This is a genomic window from Tardiphaga sp. GW821-FHT12E02 (genome assembly GCF_058807155.1).
Genome location: NZ_JBXAQK010000001.1, coordinates 3,123,689 through 3,147,343 on the forward strand (window position 1 = coordinate 3,123,689; position 23,655 = coordinate 3,147,343).

General features: G+C 62.9%; 21 protein-coding genes and 1 other annotated feature. Of the genes, 14 read left to right on the forward strand and 7 right to left on the reverse strand.

What is annotated here, in order from left to right; translation table 11 throughout:
* Positions 1-199 precede the first annotated feature (199 nt).
* Complete coding sequence (locus AC1RQ5_RS14705) at positions 200-2,569, reverse strand: xanthine dehydrogenase family protein molybdopterin-binding subunit (protein WP_493199914.1); 2,370 nt, start codon at positions 2,567-2,569, stop codon at positions 200-202.
* A 197-nt stretch (positions 2,570-2,766) separates the two neighbouring features.
* On the opposite strand from AC1RQ5_RS14705, the gene AC1RQ5_RS14710 reads away from it, so the two are divergent.
* Both AC1RQ5_RS14710 and AC1RQ5_RS14715 read left to right on the forward strand, forming a co-directional pair.
* Positions 2,767-3,834, forward strand: coding sequence for a Ppx/GppA phosphatase family protein (locus tag AC1RQ5_RS14710; protein ID WP_493199916.1), 1,068 nt, complete (start codon positions 2,767-2,769; stop codon positions 3,832-3,834).
* Positions 3,835-3,900: 66 nt separating this feature from the next.
* Positions 3,901-4,605 (forward strand): RlmE family RNA methyltransferase, encoded by a 705-nt coding sequence (locus AC1RQ5_RS14715; RefSeq protein WP_398475249.1) that lies wholly within the window; start codon positions 3,901-3,903, stop codon positions 4,603-4,605.
* On the opposite strand, the gene AC1RQ5_RS14720 is transcribed toward AC1RQ5_RS14715, so the two are convergent.
* The gene (locus tag AC1RQ5_RS14720; RefSeq protein WP_493199918.1) at positions 4,602-6,092 is read right to left on the reverse strand and encodes an MFS transporter; all 1,491 of its coding nucleotides are present in this window, start codon (positions 6,090-6,092) and stop codon (positions 4,602-4,604) included. The two genes, AC1RQ5_RS14715 and AC1RQ5_RS14720, sit on opposite strands and share 4 nt — an antisense overlap.
* Positions 6,093-6,428: 336 nt before the next feature.
* Between AC1RQ5_RS14720 and guaB the strand changes: the two genes are divergently transcribed.
* The 3 genes from guaB to curA all read left to right on the forward strand — a co-directional run bounded on the left by guaB (position 6,429) and on the right by curA (position 9,932).
* Positions 6,429-7,916: an IMP dehydrogenase gene (gene guaB, locus AC1RQ5_RS14725; RefSeq protein WP_493199920.1), complete on the forward strand. Its 1,488-nt coding sequence runs from the start codon at positions 6,429-6,431 to the stop codon at positions 7,914-7,916.
* 266 nt (positions 7,917-8,182) lie between these two features.
* Positions 8,183-8,809, forward strand: a complete 627-nt coding sequence (locus AC1RQ5_RS14730) for a hypothetical protein (RefSeq protein WP_398475239.1) — start codon at positions 8,183-8,185, stop codon at positions 8,807-8,809.
* 97 nt (positions 8,810-8,906) lie between these two features.
* On the forward strand, positions 8,907-9,932 hold the full coding sequence (gene curA, locus AC1RQ5_RS14735; protein ID WP_493199922.1) for an NADPH-dependent curcumin/dihydrocurcumin reductase: 1,026 nt from the start codon (positions 8,907-8,909) through the stop codon (positions 9,930-9,932).
* Positions 9,933-10,016: 84 nt separating this feature from the next.
* Here curA and AC1RQ5_RS14740 read toward each other — a convergent pair whose 3' ends face one another.
* Complete coding sequence (locus AC1RQ5_RS14740) at positions 10,017-10,865, reverse strand: hypothetical protein (RefSeq protein ID WP_493199923.1); 849 nt, start codon at positions 10,863-10,865, stop codon at positions 10,017-10,019.
* 600 nt (positions 10,866-11,465) lie between these two features.
* Between AC1RQ5_RS14740 and AC1RQ5_RS14745 the strand changes: the two genes are divergently transcribed.
* From AC1RQ5_RS14745 to guaA, 4 genes are all read left to right on the forward strand, one after another.
* The gene (locus AC1RQ5_RS14745; protein WP_398475235.1) at positions 11,466-11,816 is read left to right on the forward strand and encodes a hypothetical protein; all 351 of its coding nucleotides are present in this window, start codon (positions 11,466-11,468) and stop codon (positions 11,814-11,816) included.
* 41 nt (positions 11,817-11,857) lie between these two features.
* A complete protein-coding gene (locus AC1RQ5_RS14750) occupies positions 11,858-13,159 on the forward strand; it encodes an RsmB/NOP family class I SAM-dependent RNA methyltransferase (RefSeq protein WP_493199925.1) in 1,302 nt (433 codons plus the stop codon).
* Between the two features lie 154 nt (positions 13,160-13,313).
* Positions 13,314-13,369: a sequence feature (sul1 is cis-regulatory element that is thought to sense ions involved in sulfur or methionine metabolism; They are found in Alphaproteobacteria), on the forward strand.
* Positions 13,370-13,469: 100 nt separating this feature from the next.
* Complete coding sequence (locus tag AC1RQ5_RS14755; protein WP_493199927.1) at positions 13,470-14,954, forward strand: SulP family inorganic anion transporter; 1,485 nt, start codon at positions 13,470-13,472, stop codon at positions 14,952-14,954.
* A gap of 193 nt (positions 14,955-15,147) precedes the next feature.
* On the forward strand, positions 15,148-16,755 hold the full coding sequence (gene guaA / locus AC1RQ5_RS14760; protein WP_493199929.1) for a glutamine-hydrolyzing GMP synthase: 1,608 nt from the start codon (positions 15,148-15,150) through the stop codon (positions 16,753-16,755).
* 23 nt (positions 16,756-16,778) lie between these two features.
* Here guaA and AC1RQ5_RS14765 read toward each other — a convergent pair whose 3' ends face one another.
* The 4 genes from AC1RQ5_RS14765 to AC1RQ5_RS14780 form a co-directional block, all read right to left on the reverse strand.
* Positions 16,779-17,201 carry a type II toxin-antitoxin system VapC family toxin gene (locus tag AC1RQ5_RS14765; RefSeq protein ID WP_493199931.1) on the reverse strand — a complete coding sequence of 141 codons (423 nt, stop codon included), beginning with the start codon at positions 17,199-17,201 and terminating at the stop codon, positions 16,779-16,781.
* The gene (locus AC1RQ5_RS14770) at positions 17,198-17,452 is read right to left on the reverse strand and encodes a FitA-like ribbon-helix-helix domain-containing protein (RefSeq protein WP_493199933.1); all 255 of its coding nucleotides are present in this window, start codon (positions 17,450-17,452) and stop codon (positions 17,198-17,200) included. The genes AC1RQ5_RS14765 and AC1RQ5_RS14770 overlap by 4 nt, the downstream gene beginning before the upstream one ends.
* A gap of 73 nt (positions 17,453-17,525) precedes the next feature.
* Complete coding sequence (locus AC1RQ5_RS14775) at positions 17,526-18,053, reverse strand: GNAT family N-acetyltransferase (RefSeq protein WP_493199935.1); 528 nt, start codon at positions 18,051-18,053, stop codon at positions 17,526-17,528.
* Positions 18,050-18,328: a type II toxin-antitoxin system TacA family antitoxin gene (locus tag AC1RQ5_RS14780; RefSeq protein ID WP_493199936.1), complete on the reverse strand. Its 279-nt coding sequence runs from the start codon at positions 18,326-18,328 to the stop codon at positions 18,050-18,052. Before AC1RQ5_RS14780 ends, AC1RQ5_RS14775 begins: the two co-directional genes overlap by 4 nt.
* A gap of 319 nt (positions 18,329-18,647) precedes the next feature.
* On the opposite strand from AC1RQ5_RS14780, the gene AC1RQ5_RS14785 reads away from it, so the two are divergent.
* From AC1RQ5_RS14785 to AC1RQ5_RS14805, 5 genes are all read left to right on the forward strand, one after another.
* Positions 18,648-21,434, forward strand: a complete 2,787-nt coding sequence (locus AC1RQ5_RS14785; RefSeq protein ID WP_493199937.1) for a bifunctional aconitate hydratase 2/2-methylisocitrate dehydratase — start codon at positions 18,648-18,650, stop codon at positions 21,432-21,434.
* 160 nt (positions 21,435-21,594) lie between these two features.
* Positions 21,595-21,870, forward strand: a complete 276-nt coding sequence (locus AC1RQ5_RS14790) for an AbrB/MazE/SpoVT family DNA-binding domain-containing protein (protein ID WP_493199939.1) — start codon at positions 21,595-21,597, stop codon at positions 21,868-21,870.
* On the forward strand, positions 21,857-22,069 hold the full coding sequence (locus AC1RQ5_RS14795) for a PIN domain-containing protein (RefSeq protein ID WP_493199941.1): 213 nt from the start codon (positions 21,857-21,859) through the stop codon (positions 22,067-22,069). Before AC1RQ5_RS14790 ends, AC1RQ5_RS14795 begins: the two co-directional genes overlap by 14 nt.
* Positions 22,066-22,245: a PIN domain-containing protein gene (locus tag AC1RQ5_RS14800; protein ID WP_493199942.1), complete on the forward strand. Its 180-nt coding sequence runs from the start codon at positions 22,066-22,068 to the stop codon at positions 22,243-22,245. The genes AC1RQ5_RS14795 and AC1RQ5_RS14800 overlap by 4 nt, the downstream gene beginning before the upstream one ends.
* Positions 22,246-22,454: 209 nt before the next feature.
* Positions 22,455-23,564, forward strand: coding sequence for an aldo/keto reductase (locus AC1RQ5_RS14805; RefSeq protein WP_493199944.1), 1,110 nt, complete (start codon positions 22,455-22,457; stop codon positions 23,562-23,564).
* Positions 23,565-23,655 lie beyond the last annotated feature (91 nt).

The window sequence follows — 23,655 nt, forward strand, 5'->3', positions numbered from 1 at the left end:
AGGAGCCGATGGTTTCCCTCCCTCAAGCCGCGCAGCGGCGCAGCGGGGAGGGTGGCGCGTAGCGCCGGGTGGGGTCTATCCCCACGACGAACAGAGCGTGGGGATAGACCCCACCCGTCTCGATGCTCGCTGAACGCTCGCATCGATCCCCCCTCCCCACGGCGCGGCTGCACCGCTTGGGGGAGGGAGAAGAAAGGCCTCACGCCACCTCGGCTGTCTTCCCATCCTGGATCGCACGCCAGATGCGTTCCGATGTCAGCGGCATATCGAGATGCGTCACGCCATACGCACTCAACGCATCGACCACCGCGTTGACGACGGTCGCGAGACTTCCGGCGCATCCGGCTTCGCCACAGCCCTTGGTGCCGAGCGGATTGGTCTTGGCGGGCGACGGATGATCGCCGATGGCCATCAGCGGAATGTCGCCGGCGCGTGGCAGCGCATAGTCCATGAAGGAGCCGGTGATCGGCTGACCCGATGAATCGTAGCTGACCTTCTCCATCAGCGCCTGGCCGATGCCCTGCGCGACGCCGCCATGCAATTGGCCGGCAACGATCATCGGATTGACGATGGTGCCGAAATCATTCACCGCGCTGTAGCGCACGATGGTCAGCACGCCGGTGTCCGGATCGATCTCCACTTCCGCCACATGGCAGCCATTGGGGAAGGTCGATGGCGGGCCCTCGCTGGCATGATCCACATCGAGCGTCTCCGGCGCGCCCTCGGGCAGCTTGCCGTCGCGCATCCGCTGCGCCAGCTCCATGATGTCGATGGAACGATCGGTGCCGGCAATGGTGAAGCGGCCATCCTCGAATTCGATATCGGCCTCGGACGCTTCCATCAGATGCGCGGCAGCAACCTTGCCCTTGGCGATGACGAGATCCGACGCCTCGACGATCGCCTGGCCCGATGCGGTGATCGAACGCGAGCCGCCGGTGCCATTGCCCGTGCGCACGAGATCGCTGTCATTCTGCTGCAGCCGGATCGCATCGAAGGGCACGCCGAGTCGCTCCGACAGCACCTGCGCAAACGGCGTCGCATGGCCCTGGCCGTAATCCAGTGTACCCGTGGTGATGGTCACGGTGCCGTCCGGGTCGAACGTCACCTTGCCGAGTTCGGGCGAGGGCGGTGCGGTGACTTCGAGATAGGAGCCGACGGCGATGCCGCGCAGCTTTCCTTGCTTCTTCGCCTCGCGCTTGCGTTTGGCAAAGCCGGCGTGATCGGAGATCGCCAGCGCCTTGTCGAACACGCCCTGGAAATCGCCGCTGTCATAGGTGACGCCCGACGCCGCCGCAAAAGGCAGTTGCGATGGCTTGATGAAATTGCGCTTGCGCAGCGTGAGCCGGTCGATGCCCATCTCGTCCGCCGCGCGGTCGATCAGGCGCTCCATGAAATAGTTCGCTTCAGGCCGTCCGGCGCCGCGATAGGCGCCCATCAGGGTGGTGTTGGTGACCACGCATTTGATGTCGACGCCGACCAGGGGCGTGCGATAGACGCTCGGCAGGTTCTTGCCGACATTGATCGATAGCGGCAATGGCGACACGCCGGTGATATAGGCGCCGAGATTGCCGTAGCCGGACAGGCGTGCGGCGAGAAACTTGCCGTCCTTGTCGAGTGCCAGCTCCGCATGAATCTGTTGCGCTCGGCCCTGACTGTCGGAGAGAAAACTGGATGAGCGTTCATCCAGCCATTTCACCGGCTTGCCCAGCGCCTTTGCCGCATGCAGCAGGCAGATATATTCGGGGTAGCTCACATTCTTCATGCCGAAAGAGCCGCCGACATTGCCGGTGAGGATGCGCATCTTCTCGGCGGGCACATTCATGTGGCGCGCCAGCGTGGCGCGATTGCCGGCGACGCCCTGGGTCGGCACCTGCAGGATGTAGCGCTCGGTCTCCCTGTCGAACGACGCCAGCGCACAGCGTGGCTCCATCGAGACGACGGCCACGCGGGTGTTCTCGATGTCGAGTTTCGTCACATGCGCAGCCGAGGCGAAGGCCGCCTCGATCGCGTCGGTGTCGCCATAGTGATAATCGAGCGCGACATTGTTCGGGATGTGCTCATAGAGCTGCGGTGCGCCGGGCTTGGTCGCGTCCTCGGCAGAGGTCACGGCGGGCAGTGGCTCGATTTCGAGCTCGACGGCTTCGCCCGCATCGCGCGCCTGCGCGAGTGTCTCCGCGACGACGAAGGCGATGGGATCGCCGACATAGCGGACGCGATCGGTCATCAGCGCCTGGCGATTGGTCTGCAGCAGCGGCGAGCCATCGCGGCTTTTCATCGGGAGGCCGACGGTGAAGGGCTTGTAGTCGGCCACAGCAATATCGGCGCCGGTCCAGATGCCGCGCACGCCAGGCATCGCCTTGGCGGCCTCGGTGTCGATCTTGCGGATCACGCCATGGGCATGCGGGCTGCGGACGACCCAGGCATAAAGCTGGCCAGGCAAATGAAGATCGTCGGTATAGCGGCCCTGGCCGCGCACCAGCGTGTCGTCCTCCTTGCGCCGGACGGGCTGACCGACCCCGTATTTCTGCATGGCGATGGAATTGTCGCGGGAGCCGGTAAAATCCTGCATGGGGACGTCCATTTGACTGTCGATACGGCGCCGGACTTGCGGTCCTGGCGATCACCTCAGATAGGACGCCCGCGCGGCGGTCACAACGTCCGATTGGGCATGGCGCGGGTGCGAAGGTTGCGCCAATCCCGTGCCCTGCTAAAGTTTCCGTGAGAATGGTTTCCATGCCGGCCACAAGCCGCGGAAAGACCGATTGAATGGATGACACCACGCGGCTCCGCCCCTCGCTGGAGCCGAATGACGTGCCGGGAACGGAGCAGGGGGCCGTGGTGGCTGCGCGCGTGAGCGATGCAGTCAATCCGGCCGTCTATGCCGCGCTCGATCTCGGCACCAACAATTGCCGTCTGCTGATCGCCGCCCCCACCGGCGACAGCTTTCGCGTGATCGATTCGTTTTCGCGGATCATCCGCCTCGGCGAGGGCGTCTCGACATCGGGTGTCATCTCCGATGCCGCGATCAATCGCGCTGTTGCCGCGCTGTCGATTTGCCGCGACAAGATCCGCGCCCGCAACGCGACGCGGCTGCGTCTGATCGCAACGGAAGCGTGTCGCGCTGCGTCGAATTCCGATGAATTCCTCAGCCGCGTGGCCGAGGCGACAGGCATCACGCTGGAGATCATCGACCGCGAAACCGAAGCCGGTCTCGCCGTGATCGGCTGCTCGCCGCTGATCGATCCGAAAGGCCGCGGCGCGATCCTGTTCGATATCGGCGGCGGCTCGTCCGAACTGGTGCGGATCGAGCGCGATGCCGCCGACCCCAATGGCCGGCCGCTGATCAAGGCATGGATGTCGATCCCGCTCGGCGTGGTCACCCTGGCTGAAAAATTCGGCGGCAAGAATGTCACCCGCGAGTCCTACGATCTCATGATCGCCGAGGTTGCCCAGCACGTCGCGCCCTTTGCCGCCGAGCACGGCGTCGATCTCGATGGCATGCATCTGCTCGGCACCTCCGGCACGGTGACGACGCTGGCCGGCATCCATCAGGGCCTGCTGCGCTACGACCGTCGCCGCATCGACGGCATCTGGCTCGACAATGCCGAACTCGATGCGACCATCGTGAAGCTGATGGGCCTGAGCTATGCCGAACGTGCGGCCAACCAGTGCATCGGCCCCGATCGCGCCGATCTGGTCCTGTGCGGCTGCGCCATCCTCGACGCCATCCGCGCCGTGTTCCCGTTGCCGCGCCTGCGCGTCGCCGATCGCGGGCTCCGCGAGGGGATGCTGGTGGAAATGATGCGCGAGGACGGCGTCATCAAGGCATCGTAACGCAGTTCGGCTTTTGCGGCGGGCCGTGCTAAGAGGGCCGCCAAACCCGAAAGCAAGCAATTACCGATGGCAAAAGACAGTACCGGCCGCATGCGCGTCCAGGTCAAGAGCGCCGGCAGGATGAAACTGTCGTCGAAGCTCTGGCTGGAGCGGCAGCTCAACGATCCCTATGTGCAGCAGGCCAAGAAAGACGGCCTGCGCTCGCGGGCGGCCTACAAGATCATCGAAATGGACGACAAGCACCGCTTCCTGAAGCCGGGCATTTCCGTGGTCGATCTCGGCGCTGCCCCCGGCGGCTGGAGCCAGATCGCCGCCCGCCGGGTCGGCTCGGCCGAAGGCCGCGGGCAGGTGATCGCCATCGATCTTCTGGAAATGCCCGAGATCGTCGGCGTCACCTTCGCGCAGATGGATTTTCTCGATGCCGACGCGCCGGCGAAGCTGAAAGAGATGATGGGCGGCCTTGCCGATGTGGTGATGTCCGATATGGCGGCCAACACGACCGGTCATCGCAAGACCGACCAGCTCCGCATCGTCGGCCTCGTCGAGGACGCCGCAGCGTTCGCTTGCGATGTGCTGAAGCCGGGCGGTACCTTCGTCGCAAAAGTGTTCCAGAGCGGCGCCGATGCGACGCTCATGACACAGCTCAAGCGCGACTTTGCGTCGGTGAAGCACGTGAAGCCGGCCTCGAGCCGAAAGGATTCGTCGGAGCGCTATGTGCTCGCGATGGGCTTTCGCGGCACGCCGGGTGGTGCAGATGAGGCTGAGGACTAGCCCAGCCGCTGATCCCGCGTATCTTCCGTCGTCTCGCTCGCAGCTTTCGCAGCGGCATGCTCTGCACCTTTCTTCTCGCCTTTGCGACTGGCGATCTCGACGGCCTTGCGGCCGGAGATTTCAGCGCCCGCATCGGCGGGCATCTGCCAGAAGAACCAGGCTGAGGTCGCTGAGATCAGCGACACGACGAGAAATGCCGGAGCGAAGTCGCCGGCCGACAACTCTGTCATTCCCCGCCAGACCATGGTGCTTTCCACGCTGAACGCGCCGATGGCGACGCCGGCGGAGATCGATAATTGCTGCGCCACTGCTGTGAGGGTGGTCGCTCGGCTGAGTTGCGCGGGCTCCACCTCGGCAAAGGCCACTGTATTGATCGCGGTGAACTCGAGCGAGCGGAAGAAGCCGCCGACGAGCAGGATCAGCAGGATCAGCGTCAGCGGCGTCGAGATCGTGAACAGTGCGCAGACCGCGAGGAAAACCGAGCTGACAATCGCGTTCACGGTCATCACATTGCGGAAGCCGAACGCGCGGATGATGCGGGTTGCCAGCGTCTTCATGCCCATGGCGCCGACGGCCGAACCGAAGGTGACCATGCCGGACTGGAATGGCGACAGGCCAAAACCGATCTGCATCATCAGCGGCAGCAGGAACGGCAATGCACCGATGCCAAGCCGGAACAGGAAGCCGCCGATAATCGCCGCGCGCAGCGTCGCATAGCGCATCAGCGAGAAATCCAGCACCGGCGATGACGTTCGCCTGGCATGGATGAGATAGAGCGTCATCGATACCGTGCCGATGACCAGCAGCGCGGTGATGACTTCCCATGGCAGCAGATTGAGGCCCGCGACCGAGAGACCGAAGGCGATGCCGGCAAGGCCGACGCCGGCCAGCACGAGGCCGAGCAGGTCGAAGCGTTCGGGATTGTCCGATTTGATCGGATCGATATAGCGCTGCGCCAGATAGATGCCGAGAAAGCCGATCGGGATATTGATCAGGAAGATCCAGTGCCACGATGCATAGGTGGTGATGAAGCCACCGAGCGGCGGCCCGATTACCGGACCGATCAGCGCCGGCACGGACATCCAGGCCATCGCATTGACGAGCCCGGCCTTGTCGATGGAGCGCACCAGGACGAGCCGTCCCACCGGCGTCATCATGGCGCCGCCGAGCCCCTGGATGATGCGCGCGATGACGAAATGCGTGACGGTCTGCGACAGGGCGCAGCCGATTGAGCCGATCATGAACACGCCAATGGCGACCGAGAACACGGTGCGGGCGCCAAAACGGTCGGCGGTCCAGCCGGAGGCGGGAATGAAGACGGCAAGCGAGAGCAGGTAGGACGTAATCGCCAGCTTGAGCGTCAGCGGGCTGGTGCCGATATCGGCGGCGATGGCCGGCAGCGAGGTCGCGATCACCGTGGAGTCCATGTTCTCCATGAACAGGGCGGCGGCGACGATCAGCGGGATCAGGCGTTCCTTGGACATCATGCGGTAGCGGTATCCCGGACAGACAGTGCGGATTCCTGTCGATTCTTCTTGAGCTTTGTCAGCGCGCTTTAACACCATGTCCGGGAGCGGGCCATCGCGTGCGGCGGCCGGCTTGATGACGGTCCTGTGAACTCCGCAGGGCGGGCAGGGCCATGAATACCGCTGCCAAAAATCCCTGTGCATGGCTGCCAAACACTTTGATTCCGCAGGGCAGCATGCTATCGACCACCGCCAATCCTATGTTGAGGGTCACGAGTCGGCGACGGTGATGCACCGCCGCCGCTTTGGTGCATCCTCAGTCCCACGCGCGGCACCGGCCGCTGAACGGAGTTGGCCATGGCAGTCGTCACCAAAATTCGCGAAGCTTTCACCTTCGATGACGTGCTGCTGAAGCCGGGCCTGTCGGACATCCTGCCGTCGGATGCCGATATCCGCTCGCGCGCCACCCGCAGCGTGCTCCTGAACATCCCGATCATGGCCTCGGCCATGGATACGGTCACCGAAGCCAATATGGCGATCGCCATGGCGCAGGCCGGCGGCCTCGGCGTCATCCATCGCAATTTCGACCCGGAAGGGCAGGCCGCGCAGGTCCGCCAGGTGAAGAAGTATGAGAGCGGCATGGTGGTGAATCCGCTCACCATCGGCCCCGATGCGAAGCTGTCCGAAGCTCTCGCGCTGATGAACGAGCACGGTTTCTCGGGCATCCCGGTGGTCACCGGTGCCAGCCCGAACGTCCCCGGCAAGCTGGTCGGCATTCTCACCAATCGCGACGTCCGCTTCGCCACCAATCCGGACCAGAAGATCTCCGAGCTGATGACCCACGAAAATCTCGTGACGGTGCGTCAGGGCGTCAGCCAGGACGAAGCCAAGCGCATGCTGCACAAGCATCGCATCGAGAAGCTTCTCGTCGTCGATGACCAGTATCGCTGCGTCGGCCTGATCACCGTGAAGGACATGGACAAGGCCGTGGCGCATCCGCTGGCCAGCAAGGACGCGCAGGGCCGTCTGCGCGTGGCAGCTGCCACCACTGTCGGTGACGGCGGCTTTGAGCGCACCGAGCGCCTGATCGATGCCGGCGTGGATATCGTCGTGGTCGATACTGCCCACGGCCATTCGACCCGCGTGCTGGAAGCGGTGAACCGCATCAAGCGCATCTCCAATGCCGTGCAGGTGATCGCCGGCAATGTCGCCACGACTGAGGCGACCCAGGCGCTGATCGATGCCGGCGCGGATGCCGTGAAGGTCGGTATCGGCCCGGGCTCGATCTGCACCACGCGCATCGTCGCGGGTGTCGGCGTGCCGCAGCTCACCGCCATCATGGATGCGGTGGAAGCGGCCAAGAAGGCCGACATTCCGGTGATCGCCGATGGCGGCATCAAGTTCTCCGGCGATCTCGCCAAGGCGCTGGCTGCCGGTGCCGATATCGCCATGGTCGGATCGCTGCTAGCCGGCACCGACGAGACGCCCGGCGAAGTGTTCCTGTGGCAGGGCCGGTCCTACAAGGCCTATCGCGGCATGGGCTCGGTGGGCGCCATGGCGCGCGGCTCGGCCGACCGCTACTTCCAGCAGGACATCAAGGACACTCTGAAGCTGGTGCCGGAAGGCATCGAGGGGCAGGTGGCCTATAAGGGACCGGTAGGCAACGTGGTCCACCAGCTGGCCGGCGGTCTCCGCGCCGCCATGGGCTATGTCGGCGCCAAGAACCTGGCCGAATTCTCCGAAAAGGCCGAATTCGTCCGCATCACCAGCGCCGGCCTGCGTGAAAGTCACGTCCATGACGTGACCATCACCCGCGAAAGCCCGAATTACCCCGGCGGCCGCTGATCGCGGGATGCGTAGGGCGGATGAGCCGAAGGCGTCATCCGCCGGCCGATCTTTGGACGCAGATCGGCGGATGACGCTTCGCTCATCCTCCCTACGGAACAAACTAGGCATTCCTGCCTAAATTGGGCCTTACCGATGGTCCAAAACGCACGCGTATTCGCCTCAAACGCGTGCGGGTTCCCGCTTGCGCGTAAAGAGACCTGTTCCGGTACTGCCTGACGCGGTACCGCTCGCCCGCATATTCGCCAAGCACATTGGAGACTTTCATGGCCATCGAATGGACCGAAGAGCGCGTCGCCGCGCTGGAGACCCCGCAGATCAAGAATCTGCGCGAAAACGCCCTGAAGCGCGATGTCGCCGCTCTGGCCGAAATCTGCACGGCCGAACTCGCCAAGCGCAATGCCGACAAGCCGCGCCGCATCGGCCAGCCGCGCTCCGAAGCAAAACAGTTCGAACACGACATGGCCGACCAGATCGCGGCCGTCGGCAAGACGCTGGCCGAGAAATACGACCTGTCGGAAGCCACCGCCAAGGCGAAGTCCGAAGGCGTCAAGGGCTTCAAGGCCCACAAGCTGCTGGACTCGAAGGGCTCGGCCAAACTCGGCGGCATGCAGCGCGATGGCTCGGTGGCCGTTGACCGCTACATCTCCTATCGCCGCGGCAAGGACATCGTCACGCTCAGCGTGTTCCTGCTCAAGGACCAGCCGCTCGAATCCCACGAGTTTCAGGTCATCGCACCGCTCGCGATGCTCGACGGCGGCAAGCCGGTGGCGGAAATCCGCCCGACCGCGACCCCGGCGCAGAAGCAGTCCGCCGACGGCGGTCTCGCCTTCAAGGATCTCGACAGCGCGGCTGCGGCATTTGATGCGGTGCTCGCAAAGATCGCAGCCTGATAGTATCGGGTTTACGAATTGAACGCGGCGCGCGATCATCGCGTGCCGCGTTTTTGCGTCAGCCTCTCATCACAACAAGAAACAGCAGGAGACATCCATGTCCGCATCGGCCAAACGCGTCGTTCTCGCATCGCGCCCCCATGGCGAACCCGGCCCGTCGAATTTCCGCCTCGAGGATTTTGCCGTGCCAAAGCCCGGCGAGGGCGAGGTGCTGCTGCGCACGATCTGGCTGTCGCTCGATCCCTATATGCGCGGGCGCATGAATGACGGCCCCTCCTATGCTGCTCCGGTGCCTGTGGATGGCGTGATGGAAGGTGGCACCGTGTGTGAGGTCGTTGCCTCGAACAATCCTGGCTTTGCGGCCGGCGATATCGTGCTGTCGCATTCGGGCTGGCAGACGCATGCGATCTCCGACGGCAAGGGCCTGCGCAAGATCGACCCGGCCATTGCACCGATCTCCACGGCGGTCGGCATTCTCGGCATGCCCGGCATGACGGCCTATACGGGCCTGCTCGCGATCGGCAATCCGCAGCCGGGCGAGACGGTGGTCGTCGCTGCAGCTTCCGGCGCCGTCGGTTCGGCGGTTGGACAGATCGCCAAGATCAAGGGCGCCAAGGCGATCGGCATTGCCGGCGGTGCGGACAAATGCCGCTATGTGGTGGAAGAGCTCGGCTTCGATGCCTGCATCGATCATCGCGATCCCAATTTTGCAGCGAAGCTGAAAGAGGCCTGCCCGAACGGCATCGATGTGTATTTCGAGAATGTCGGCGGCGAGGTGTTCGAGGCGGTGTTTCCGCTGCTCAACTTCTTCGCGCGCATCCCGGTCTGCGGCCTGATCGCGCAATATAACGATACGGCATCCGTCGCGCCGAAATGGGCCGGCGCGATGATGCGCAATGTGCTCACCAAGCGCCTCAACTTCCGCGGCTTCATCGTCCGCGATTTCGCGTCGATGCATGGCGATTTCCTGCGCGACATGGCGCAGTGGATCGGCGAGGGGAAGGTGAAGTATCGCGAATATGTCACCGAAGGCCTGGACAGCGCGCCGACGGCGTTCATGGGCCTGCTGAAGGGCCAGAATTTTGGCAAGCAGCTGGTGCGCGTGGGGCCGGACAAGGCGTAGATTCTATGGTTGAGTTGACGCAGGCACGATAGCGCCGAAGCAATACTCATCAGCCGAGACCCGCATCGGCGGGCTGCACGCAGTCTATTGAAAGTTCAGCTTGATTTTTTGAAGTTGCTGGATAGAGCTGCCCGTGTGCGGGATTGAAACGAGTTCTTCGATCTCGCCGGTTGGTATATCGAGTTTGCTGACGCGATAATTTCTCTCGAAAAGCTCGTTAAAGATCAGTGTTCTCTCAACGAAGATGCCACGTGACAACCTGATCCCCTCGGGTTCTATCTTTTTGATACTTTCTGCATTCGAATTTGCGAGATGCAGGTTGTACTGATAGTTCGATTTTCCTTTTATGCTCTCTGCCTGCCGAAATGATAAGTACCGGTCATCCAGCGACACCGCCACATCGACGACGATAGATTTTTCTGGAAATGCGATCTCTCGCGGGTGCGTATCACGGGCACCATGAGTGCCGGACTTATCCAGCCGCGATGCGTAAATCCGATACGCGCCATCGTCACCGGAAAATACAATTCGATCCTTTGATGTGCTGGCTGGGCCAAGTGAGTAAAGTTTGAGATTTGTCGCCTTAACAGGCGTGCTGTCTTTCGCTTGTATAAACATATCGTAGCGATTGAAGCGTTTTTTATTGTCGGGTCCAGTGATGAGCGGGCTAGATATGAAGGCGATCTTGTCGCGATCGATTTCGACTGGGGACCGTATTGAGTCTTCGCTTGCGAACAACGTTCGGCAAATCCATTCGCGGATTACGCAGGATATGATCTCTCGGCCGGATGCTCCGGCTCTCACGAAAATGAGTCGTTCGCTGTCGGCGGATAGAGAGGGGGCAAAAAGGGAGAAGCCGGTTTCCTGGATCAGGCGTGCCTGCTGGTTGGCTCGATCATAGACGACCAGGCTCGGGCTGGCGCCTGAAGCCATAGGTGAAGAAAATACGAGATAGCCGGACGATGCCGCAAATTGGGACAGTAGGAGTTGCTTTTCGGAAAGTTCGGTGTTGCTGCTACTCCAGAATATTTTCCAGGAATTATAGCACTCTCTGACGTTGGAGCATGGCTGCCATCGAGATGCGATGAATGAGACAATCGCAACGCATACAGCGAACAGGAGGACAACGCGGCCGCGCCTCACGATTTTGCAACATCGGCCATTTAGGGCGCTCCGGCTATACTTGGGTACCTTAGCTGAGTTTCGTTTGAATGCAATCTAGGGTGGTTTCTTTCTGTGTGCTGGCCGATTGAAAACGGACAGCATGCATGCGGCAGCCGAAGGGCAAGAACTTTGACAGCAGTTGGCGCGGGTCGAGTGGATAAGGCGTGAATGCGTAGGATGGGTTGAGCGCAGGCGCGACAGCGCCGGAGCGATACCCATCACCGCATGCTCCGGCGCTTGTGGTGATGGGTATCGCTTCGCTCAACCCATCCTACAGCCGCGTCGGCAAGTCGATGGAACCCAGACCCGTCCTCGCGGGTTCCAGTTCCCGGAAGCCGGCGTATCGCTGGCGGGCTCAAGGGAATTCCAATGTCTGTCCAAATGGTTCTGCTGCCGGTTTTCGTGCTTGTCGCGATCACGCTCGGCATGTTCTTCGTCACCGGCCTGCGCAGCGGTGGCGTCGGGCGCAATGACGCCCGTGAGTTGCCGAATACCGCGCCGCAGCTCGATCTGTTGTTCTATTCCCTGATTGCCCTCGGCCTGCCGCTGCGGAAGATCGATCTGGCGCTGGTCTGCCTGTCCTGGGTGTTCGTGGTGGCCCGTTTCGTGGGGGCTGGCTTCTTCGCTGCCAACAGGGGATCGCAGGCCTGGATCGCCAGCGCGCTTGTATTGCTGGCCATGTGGTTCTACTTCGCCCTGCGGATGCTGCTCCTGCTGTGAAGCCTGGGGCGGCGCCGATTCTCCGGACTTGAAAGTTTGCCATGACGCCCGCCGCCCGCCTGACTGCTGCCATCGAGGTCATCGACGCCATCGATACCCAGCGGATTCCCGCCGCCAAGGCGCTGAAGGAGTGGGGCACCGCGCATCGTTTCGCGGGCTCCGGCGATCGCGCCGGCATTGCCGGCCTGGTCTGGGACGTGCTGCGCCGGCGCGCCTCGAGCGCGTGGGTGATGGAGGATGATAGCTCGCGTGCGCGCGTGCTCGGCATGCTCAAGCTTGAGCGCGGAATGGATGCCGAGGCGATCGCCGCCCTATGCGACGGCAGCCGTTTTGCGCCGGAGCCGCTCAGCGATGCCGAGCGCAAGGCGCTGGAGACGCGCACGGCCGAAGGCGCGCCTGCGCACGTTGCCGGTGATTATCCGGAATGGCTCGATGCCCAGCTTGCGGGCGTGTTCGGCGATGAGCGCGTGGCCGAAGCCGTCGCGATGGCCAGCCGCGCACCGCTCGACCTGCGCGTCAACACGCTGAAGAGCAATCGCGAGAAGGCGCTCGCTTCCTTGAAGCATCTCGGTGCCACCGCGACGCCGTGGTCGCTGCTCGGCCTGCGCATCGCGCTGGCCGCCGATGCGCGCAATCCCGGCATCAATGCCGAAGAAGATTTCATCAAAGGCGGCATCGAGGTGCAGGACGAGGGCTCGCAGCTCGCGGCTTTGTTCTCCGGCGCCAAGCCCGGCGAGCAGGTGATCGATCTCTGCGCCGGCGCGGGTGGCAAGACACTGGCGCTCGGCGCCATGATGCAGGGCAAGGGCCGCCTCATTGCAACCGATGCCGACAAGCGCCAGCTGGCTCCCATCCATGAGCGACTGTCCCGCGCGGGCATCCACAATGCCGATATCCGCACGCCGAAGGGCGACGAGGATCCGCTCGCCGATATCCGCGCCTCCGCCGATCTCGTGCTGATCGATGCGCCATGCACGGGCACTGGCACCTGGCGCCGCAATCCCGATGCCAAGTGGCGCATGCGGCCGGGTGCACTCGAAGTTCGCATCAAGGACCAGCAGGAGGTGCTCGACCGCGCGGTGCAATTTGTGAAGCCGGGCGGACGGATCGCTTATGTCACTTGTTCAGTGCTGCCGCAGGAAAACCGCGAGCAGGTGAAGGCTTTTCTCGCGCGGCAGTCCGGCTTTGCGGTGGTGCCACCGGAGCAGGTGATCTCGTCACTGTGGGAGCGTGCGGATGATTTCGCGGCCGCGGTCTATCAGTCGCCCGAAGGCTTGCTGATGACGCCGCGGAAGACAGGGACAGACGGATTTTTCGTGTCGGTGCTAAAGCGCTCTGCGTAATTTGTAGGATGGGTTGAGCTTAGGCGCGCAGCGCCTGAGCGATACCCATCACCGCATACTCCGGTGCTTGTGGTGATGGGTATCGCTGCGCTCAACCCATCCTACGCGACTGCATTGCACTGCTGCTTCGTCTCCGTTACTCTCCACCCAATCCACCGGACCCGGTGCAAATCCGGGTGGCTCTTCCGGCCGCCGACCCGCCGGACAACGCAAAATCCTGGCTGCCATAGACGGACCGCATCGCGGCCGTTCGCCCTTTTGCGCGCCTCATACGCTCTCGCGTGTGAGACAAGAAAGTTCAAACATCACCATGGATATGGTTCATCTGCGGAGCGAATGGGCTCCGAATGTCACCCGTGAATTGCTCGCGGGCACCGTCGTGGCCCTCGCACTTATTCCCGAAGCCATCGCGTTCTCGATCATCGCCGGTGTCGATCCCAGGCTCGGCCTCTATGCCTCGTTCTGTATCGCCGTCGTGTCCGCCTTTGCCGGCGGCCGGCCGGCGATGATCTCGGCGGCGACCGGCGCCACGGCGCTGCTGATGGTCGGTCTCGTCAAGGCGCACGGCATCAACTATCTGTTCGCCGCGACCATCCTGACCGGCGTGATCCAGATCATCGCCAGCCTGATGCGGCTCGGCACCTTGATGCGGTTCGTGTCGCGCTCGGTGGTGACTGGCTTCGTCAATGCGCTGGCGATCCTGATTTTCATGGCACAGATGCCCGAGCTTCTTGGCCGCGGCACCACGGTCTACGCAATGACCGCCATCGGCCTCGTGATCATCTATGGTCTGCCTTATATCACCAAAGCCGTGCCATCGCCGCTGGTCACCATCGTGCTGCTCACCGCGGCGTCCATGTATTTCGGCTTCGGCATCCGCACCGTCGGCGACATGGGCGCGCTGCCGAGCGAGCTGCCGTTCTTCGCGCTGCCGCAGGTGTCCTTTACATGGGAGACACTGCGCATCATCTTTCCGACCTCTTTCGCCATCGCCATGGTCGGCCTGCTGGAAAGCCTGATGACCGCGGCCATCATCGACGAGATGACCGACACGACATCCGACAAGAACCGCGAATGCGCCGGGCAGGGCGCGGCCAATATCACCTCGGGCTTCTTAGGCGGCATGGCTGGCTGCGCGATGATCGGCCAGTCGGTGATCAATGTCTCCTCCGGCGGGCGCGGACGGCTTTCGACATTCTGGGCCGGCGCCTTCCTGCTGTTCCTGATCGTTGTGCTCGGGCCCTATGTGGCGCAGATCCCGATGGCGGCGCTGGTCGCTGTCATGATCATGGTGTCGATCAACACGTTCCAGTGGAAGTCGGTCCGCACACTGCTGACCCATCCAAAATCATCCAGCGTGGTAATGCTGGGGACCGTCGTGGTCGTGGTGGCCACCCACGATCTCGCCAAGGGCGTGCTGTTCGGCGTGATCCTCAGTGGGCTTTTCTTTGCGCACAAGGTGACAAAGCTGTTCGGCGTCTCGTCCGGTCGCGCGGAGGAGACGGCGGTTCGGACCTATATCGTCACCGGCCAGATCTTCTTCGCCACATCCGAGGCGTTCCACACCGCCTTCGATTTCCGCGAGGAGGACCTCAAGGGCGTGGTGATCGACCTGTCGGCGGCGCATTTCTGGGACCTCACCAGCGTCAATGCGCTGGACCGGGTGGTCCTCAAGTTCCGCCACCACGGTATCCCGGTCGAGCTCATCGGCATGAACGAGGCGACCCGCACCCTGGTGGACAGACTGGGTACGCATGACAAGGCAGGCGCTGCGGTGGGCGGGACCGGTCATTAGGGGCCGGATTCCCTTTCTTCTCCCTCTCCCGCTTGCGGGGGAGGGCCGGGGTGGGGCAGCCCCAAGCTCCGGAGCCTGCGGAGGCACCCCCACCCTGACCCTCCCCCGCGAGAGCGGGAGAGGGGACACTGCTGCCTGTGCGATGCGGCACGCAACCCTTGCGAACCCGCCGTTCGTCGCGTAATTCCTCGCTATGACAGCCCCCAGCACATCCGCCCTTCCGTCCTCGGCCCACTCCGCCCATGTGGGTGCCGAGCATGACAAGATTCTGATCGTCGATTTCGGCTCCCAGGTGACGCAGCTGATCGCGCGCCGGGTGCGCGAGGACGGCGTCTATTCCGAGATCGTCCCGTTCAACAAGGCGGAAGCCGCCTTTGCCGAGATGAAGCCCAAAGCCGTGATCCTGTCCGGCGGCCCGGCCTCGGTGCTCGACAAGGATGCGCCCGCGGTGCCGCTGTCGATCCTCACCGCCGGCGTGCCGGTGCTCGGCATCTGCTATGGCGAGCAGACCATGGCGCAGCAGCTCGGCGGCACCGTCGAGGGCGGCCATCATCGCGAATTCGGCCGCGCCACCATCGAGATCACCGACGACTGCCCGTTGTTCGAAGGCGTGTGGGAGAAGGGCGGCAAATACGACGTCTGGATGAGCCATGGCGACCGCGTCACCAAACTGCCGGAAGGTTTTCGCGGCGTGGCCAAGGCGCCGGGCTCGCCGATCTCGGTGATCGCCGACGACGTCCGCAAATTCTACGCGATGCAGTTCCATCCGGAAGTCGCGCATACCCCGGACGGCGCCAAGATCATCCGCAATTTCGTGCGCAAGGTGGCCGGCTTCACCGGCGACTGGACCATGCGCGCCTTCCGCGAGGAAGCGATCGAGAAGATCCGCGCCCAGGTCGGCAAGGGCAGGGTGATCTGCGGTCTCTCCGGCGGCGTCGATAGTGCCGTGGCCGCGGTGCTGATCCATGAGGCGATCGGCGACCAGCTCACTTGCGTGTTCGTCGATCACGGCATGCTGCGCAAGGACGAGGGCAAGACCGTCGTCGATCTGTTCCGCGGCCACTACAATATCCCGCTGGTCCATGTGGATGCGTCAAAACAGTTCCTCGGCGAACTCGAAGGCGTCACCGACCCGGAAGTGAAGCGCAAGACCATCGGCCGCCTGTTCATCGACGTGTTCGACGAAGAGGCCAAGAAGATCGGCGGCGCAGATTTCCTCGCGCAGGGCACGCTATATCCCGACGTGATCGAGAGCGTCTCCTTCACCGGCGGTCCGTCGGTGACCATCAAGTCGCATCACAATGTCGGTGGTCTGCCCGCGCGCATGAACATGAAGCTGGTCGAGCCGCTGCGCGAACTCTTCAAGGACGAAGTGCGCGACCTCGGCCGCGAACTCGGTCTGCCCGACATCTTCGTCGGCCGCCACCCGTTCCCGGGTCCCGGCCTCGCCATCCGCTGCCCCGGCGAGATCACCCGTGAGAAGCTGGACATCCTGCGCGAGGCCGATGCGGTGTATATCGACCAGATCCGCAAGGCCGATCTCTACGACACCATCTGGCAAGCCTTTGCCGTGCTGCTGCCGGTGAAGACCGTCGGCGTGATGGGCGACGGCCGCACCTACGAATACGTCGTCGGCCTGCGCGCCGTGACCTCGACGGACGGCATGACGGCTGACTTCTATGCGTTCGACATGAAGTTCCTGGGCGAGACGGCAACGCGCATCATCAACGAGGTGAAGGGCGTGAACCGCGTGGTGTATGACATCACCAGCAAGCCGCCGGGGACGATTGAGTGGGAGTGATTTGATGCGTGTGAAGCGGGGCGTCAACGCTCCGTCTTCCATGGATCGATGACCCTCAGCCCAGCCGCATCGAATGCGCTTGGATCGCGCGTCGCGACGGCAAAGCCGTGCGACGCAGCGATCGACGCGATATAGCCATCGGGTGTCGGAAAACCTTTGCCGACCGCGCGAGCTTTGACAGCGAGCTCGGCGTAGTGTCGTGCAGCTGCGGTGTCGAATGGCAGAATGCGATCTTCGAACAGCTTGATGGTTCCATCCAGAATGGCCGTCAGTTCGTTCTTTCGCTTGCCATTGGGAAGTGCGCCAATTCCGAACATCAATTCGGCGGCAGTGATGCTCGACAGAAAAAGCGTTTCAGCTATCTGTTCATCAAGCCACGCCCGCACGGTCTTGTCGGGTAGTAGCTTCATCACCTCGGACACGACGTTCGTGTCGAGAAGGATCACTCGAAGCTCATCGGTTTGGCTGGCGTTCGGTCGCGGGTCCGACTGAGCGCTTCGGCTTCTGCGTCGGTCAGTCCGTGACGACGGCTGATTTCCGCAATTGCGCTGCCAAGCCGGAGGCGTTCATTCGGACGGACCACAGTCTCAAGGATGTGGCGAATTTCGGCCTCTGTGCTGCGGCCATGCTGCTCGGCCCGCGCTTTGAGCGCGCGGTGCGTGGCGTCGGATAGGTTCCTGATCGTGACGGCCGGCATGATGAGCCTCCATTGCGAGTGATATCACAGTAAGAGAATTGATATCGTTTTTCAATGTTGTCTTAGGCGATGCTCAGAGAAGGCTCTTGCCCTTCAGGTCAGCCGCAAATGTAGCCAGCGGCATCACAAGCGTGAGTGGTCGATCCTTCAGCGGCTCGGCCCCGTAGCTCGCATACCACCGCGCCGCGCGGTCGTCCTTGGCGTCTATGATCAGCAGCACGCCGCCGGCCTCGGCGACAACACGCAGGCAGCGGAGCGCCACGGCGGCGAGAAGCTGCCCGCCCAAGCCTTGGCCCGCCACAGTGATATCCGTTGCAATTCGGGCAAGCTTGAAGCCAGCGACTTCATGTTGCGCCAGTCCCTTCGTCATCGATGCCGGCACGATGTCATGGGCCACGGCGGAGGGGGCGATGGTGTAGAAGCCGAGCACGCGGTTGGGCTGGGACACATCGATCGCGCAAAAGGTCTTGGAGGCGTTCTGCTCGTGGCTCTGGCGCGCGTAGCGTCGGAGGAAGTCGTTCATCGCCGGATCACCGCAGTCGAAAGACCCGCGATCATGCGATTTCGCGATGGCTTCCTCGCGCCAAGCGGGCAGGGTCACAGCGTGTCGGGCAGCGCCGCGATTGCCGCGCGCAGTTTTGCGTTGGGTCTTGGCGGATTTTCCAGCAGGTGGAGAACACGCGCGTGATCGCGCGCGGTCAGGCGAACGACCTCGGCCGCCTCGATCACGGCTACGGCTTCACGCAGGGCGCTCTGGGTCACGAAGCTTGTGAGGTCGGTGTCGCGGAGCGCAGCGGCGCGCACGAGCTTGGCCTTTGTGTCCGGCGAAACCCTCAGATTCATCCGCTTGTTGTCATCGACGGAAGCTCGGGGCATGTCCTCGGTTCTCCAAAATGTACGCCTTTAAAGCGTACGTCGTGTTATCGCGTTTTTCAAGCCGCCTGGGGCCGCTCAAGCTTGCGATTCCGGTCACGGCGCAGTGCTGCCGTTTGGCTTCAACAGCGCCCCCTGCGACACCATCGTCCACACCGTTGAATCCTGAATTTAAAGGACTATTTTTACCGCAATGCAGTATCTTGTCAGTCAGCCCTGATTGACGTACTCGAAGCCGAATTCGCCTTTAGACCGGTTTTAACAAGAACGGCAGGTGGCGCTGCGTTTCCAGCGTCAACCGCCTCATGACGTTGGGATGACGATGAGCCTGTATTCAGATTACCTCGCCGAGATCGAAAGCCGGAAAGCTCAGAACCTCGCTCCCAAGCCGATCGACGACGGCGCGCTCACCAGCGAGATCATCGCCCTCATCAAGGACTCAGGCAGCGAATTCCGCGCCGGCGCCCTGAAATTCTTCATCTACAACACCCTGCCGGGCACCACGAGCGCCGCCGGTGCCAAGGCTGCCTTCCTGAAGCAGATCATCCTCGGCGAAGCCATCGTCCCCGAGATCAGCCCGACCTTCGCGCTCGAACTGCTGTCGCACATGAAGGGCGGACCCTCGATCGGCGTGCTGCTGGACGTGGCGCTCGGTAAGGACGCCACGCTGGCAAAGCAGGCGGGCGACGTGCTGAAGACCCAGGTCTTCCTGTATGACGCCGACATGTTCCGGCTGCGCGACGCCTACAAGGCCGGCAATGCCGTCGCCAGGGACGTGCTGGAAAGCTACGCCAAGGCCGAGTTCTTCACGAAACTTCCCGACGTCGAGGACGAGATCAAGGTCGTCACCTATATCGCCGCCGAAGGCGATATCTCGACCGACCTCTTGTCGCCCGGCAACCAGGCGCATTCGCGCTCGGACCGCGAGCTGCACGGCCAGTGCATGATCACGCCGGAAGCGCAGCAGGAAATCGTCGCGCTGCAGAAGGCGCATCCCGACAAGCGCGTGATGATGATCGCCGAGAAGGGCACCATGGGCGTCGGCTCGTCCCGCATGTCCGGCGTCAACAATGTCGCACTCTGGACCGGCAAGCAGGCCAGCCCCTATGTGCCTTTCGTGAACTTCGCCCCGGTCGTCGCGGGCACCAACGGCATCTCGCCAATCTTCGCGACCACGGTGGACGTGACCGGCGGCATCGGCGTCAACCTGAAGAACTGGGTCAAGAAGCTCGGTGAGGACGGCAAGCCCGTGCTCAACAACGAGGGCAACCCGATCCTCGAGCAGAAATATTCGGTCGAGACCGGCACCGTGCTGAAGCTCGACGCCAAGGCCAAGAAGCTGCGCGACGAGAACGGCAAGGAGCTGGTGGACGTCGCCGCCGCCTTCACGCCGCAGAAGATGGAGTTCATGAAGGCGGGCTCGTCCTACGCCATCGTGTTCGGCAAGAAGCTGCAGACCTTCGCGGCCGAAACGCTCGGCGTCGAAGCCACCCCGGTGTTCGCGCCCAACAAGGAAATCACCGTCGAGGGCCAGGGCCTGACCGCGGTGGAAAAGATCTTCAACCGCAATGCCGTCGGCGTCACGCCGGGCAAGGTGCTGCATGCCGGCTCCGACGTGCGCGTGAAGGTGAACATCGTCGGCTCGCAGGACACCACCGGCCTGATGACCGCGCAGGAGCTGGAAGCGATGGCGGCCACCGTCATCTCGCCGCTCGTGGACGGCGCCTATCAGTCGGGCTGCCACACCGCGTCGGTGTGGGACAAGAAGGCCCAGGTGAACATCCCGAAGCTGATGGGCTTCATGAACAATTTCGGCGTCATCACCGCGCGCGACCCGAAGGGCGTCTATCATGCGATGACGGACGTCATCCACAAGGTGCTGAACGACATCACCGTGGATGACTGGGCGATCATCATCGGCGGCGACAGCCACACCCGCATGTCGAAGGGCGTCGCCTTCGGTGCCGATAGCGGCACCGTGGCGCTCGCGCTGGCGACGGGCGAGGCCACCATGCCGATCCCGCAATCCGTCAAGGTCACCTTCAAGGGCGCGATGAAGCCCTATATGGACTTCCGCGACGTCGTGCATGCGACCCAGGCGCAGATGCTGCAGCAGTGCGGCGACAACGTCTTCCAGGGCCGCATCATCGAAGTCCATATCGGCACGCTGCTGGCCGACCAGGCCTTTACCTTCACCGACTGGACGGCCGAGATGAAGGCCAAGGCGTCGATCTGCATCTCGCAGGACGCGACGCTGATCGAGTCGCTGGAGATCGCCAAGTCGCGCATCCAGATCATGATCGACAAGGGCATGGAAAATGCCGCGGGTACGCTGAAGGGCCTGATCGCCAAGGCGGATGCGCGCATCGCCGAGATCCGTTCGGGCGAGAAGCCCGCGCTGACGCCGGATGCGAATGCAAAGTACTTTGCCGAAGTCGTCGTCGATCTCGACATCATCGACGAGCCGATGATCGCCGATCCCGACGTCAACAATGCCGATGTCTCGCGTCGCTATACGCACGACACGATCCGCCCGATCTCCTATTACGGCGGCACCAAGAAGGTCGATCTCGGCTTCGTGGGCTCGTGCATGGTGCATAAGGGCGACATGAAGATCGTCGCCCAGATGCTGAAGAATATCGAGAAGAGCGAAGGCAAGGTCGCGTTCAACGCGCCGCTGGTCGTCGCGGCTCCCACCTACAACATCATCGACGAGCTGAAGGCCGAAGGCGACTGGGAGATTCTCCAGAAGTATTCGGGCTTCGAATTCGACGACGTGAAGCCGAAGACCGCGAACCGTACGTCCTACGAGAACATCCTGTATCTCGAGCGTCCCGGCTGCAACCTGTGCATGGGCAACCAGGAAAAGGCCGAGAAGGGCGACACCGTCCTCGCCACCTCGACCCGCCTGTTCCAGGGCCGCGTGGTGGAAGACACCGCCGAGAAGAAGGGCGAGTCGCTGCTCGCCTCAACCCCGGTCGTGGTGCTGGCCGCCATCCTCGGCCGCACGCCCAGCGCGGAAGAGTACAAGGCCGCGGTGGAAGGCATCGACCTTACCAAATTCGCACCGCCGAAGTCCGGTGCGATGGGGGCGTCGGTTCATTACTGAGGGCTCTGGAAAGAGCCGCCTGCATCCGCTCTCGCCGCCCTGATTTCAAAGAAGCGCGCCAACTCGTTGGCGCGCTTTTTCCGTTTGAGGGCACGGCAAACGCCCAGGTTGCGGCAGTGGCGATATGGTATCTTACTTGCGTCTTACAGCGAGGCCCCCCATGGCGTCACGACCTGAAAAACTGACGACCCTCGTTTCGACGAAAGGGCAGGTCATCCTGCCGAAAGCCATTCGCGATCAGCGACGATGGTCTGCGGGGACGCGGCTCACCGTCGAGGAGACGCCGGATGGCGTGCTGCTGAAAGCTGCGCCGCTTTTTCCTGCCAAGACGGTCGACGAGGTGGTGGGCATGCTGCGTCACAAAGGCAAGCCCTTGTCCCTCGACGACATGGACGCGGCGGTTGCTGCGGAAGCGAAGCGTCGTGCGCGCGATTGATACAGACATTGTCGTTCGTTTCATTGTCGCCGATGACAAGCTGCAGGCGAAGCGTGCGCGAGCCGTATTCGACGCGGGCGATGTGTTCATATCCTTGACGGTGTTCCTGGAAACCGAGTGGGTCTTGCGAAGCGGCTACGGCTTCGCGCCACAAGAAATTGGTGACGCATTGTCTGCAGTGGCTGGATCCACGGGGTGACGGTGGAGGATCCGGCGCTGCTTTCTCTCGGACTGGACTGGATGGGTGCGGGAATGGATTTCGCAGATGCCATTCATCTCGCGAAAGCGGCGGGGTGTGATGCGTTTTTGAGCTTTGATCGCAAGCTGGCGAAGCTTGCCATTGGTCGCTCCCCGGTGCTGGTCAAGCAGCCCTAGAGCATCATCCGCTATTGTGACCACCCGCACGGAATTCTGTCGGTCGCCGATGCGATCGAACGCGCATGCTTTGCGTCGATCATCATCAGGTTGAGCAACCAACAACTCCGTCACCACCACGCGTCTATTCGCCACGACATCAATTCCGGAACGTCGTTCTGCCGGCCGCATTCACTCAGCATTCCGCCGAATGAAATGAAGGGCCTCTGATGACCGATCGTCGAACTTTCCTCACTGCCGCAACCGGTGCTGCCATTCTCGCCGCAGGCGCCCGTGGTGCTATGGCTGCGCCGACGACGCCGGCAGCGCCGTTGCCGGTCAATGAGAAAGCCGCGCGCTATCGCCCGGCCGGCCGCTTCGGCATCGGCGGCACGCAGGTCGGCAGCAATCATGTGGCGACGCCGGCGGATCAGGCGGCGGCGATGATGCAGGCGGCCTGGGACGAGGGCGTGCGCTATTTCGATACGTCGCCCTGGTATGGCCTCGGCCTGTCCGAACGCCGCTTCGGCACATTCTTCGACGGCAAGACGCGCGACGACTACATCATCTCCACCAAGATCGGCCGCGTGCTGGTGCCCGATGCCAAGGTGGCTGGCAGCAAGGTCGGCAACTGTGCGGTGACGCCGCCGATGCGGCATGAATATGACTACAGCGCCGATGGCGTGAAGCGCTCGGTGGAGCACAGCCTGCAGCGCATGGGGATGGACCGGCTCGACATCGTCTTCGTGCATGACCTGTCGCCAGACAACAGGGACATGGGCGAGACTTGGACCGAGCACTTTGAGAAGGCCAGGACCGGCGCCTTTGTCGAGCTGACGAAGATGCGTGACGCCGGTGTGATCAAGGCCTGGGGGCTCGGCGTCAACACGCTGCCGCCGGCACTGAAGGCCTTTGAAGTTGCCGATCCCGATATCATCCTGTCGGCCACGCAATATTCGCTCGTCAAACATGCGGATGCGCTCAACCAGCTGATCCCGGTGGTGGCGAAGCGCAACGCGTCGATCGTGGTGGGCGCGCCGCTGAATGATGGCTTCCTCGCCGGTGGCGAGCGCTTCAACTACGCCGCCATCCCGGCGGAGATGCGCGCCAAGCGCGCGCGTATCGCCGCACTCGCGCAGGAGCACGGTACCAATCTGCGCACCGCGGCGCTGCATTTCGCCATCGCCAATCCGACGGTGTCAGCGATCATCCCCGGCGCCCGCTCGGCCACGCAGGTGGCGCAGAACGCGGCCTCGATCCGCGCCAAGGTGCCGGCAGAATTCTGGGCCGCGTTGAAGCGTGAGAAACTGATCGAGGATAAGGCGCCGGTGCCGGCGTGATCAGATAGCGGGACATCGCTATTGCCTTGCGAAATCGATGGTCGGGACAACGTCCCGGCCATCACGCAACTGCGTGACATGATTTTTCGCA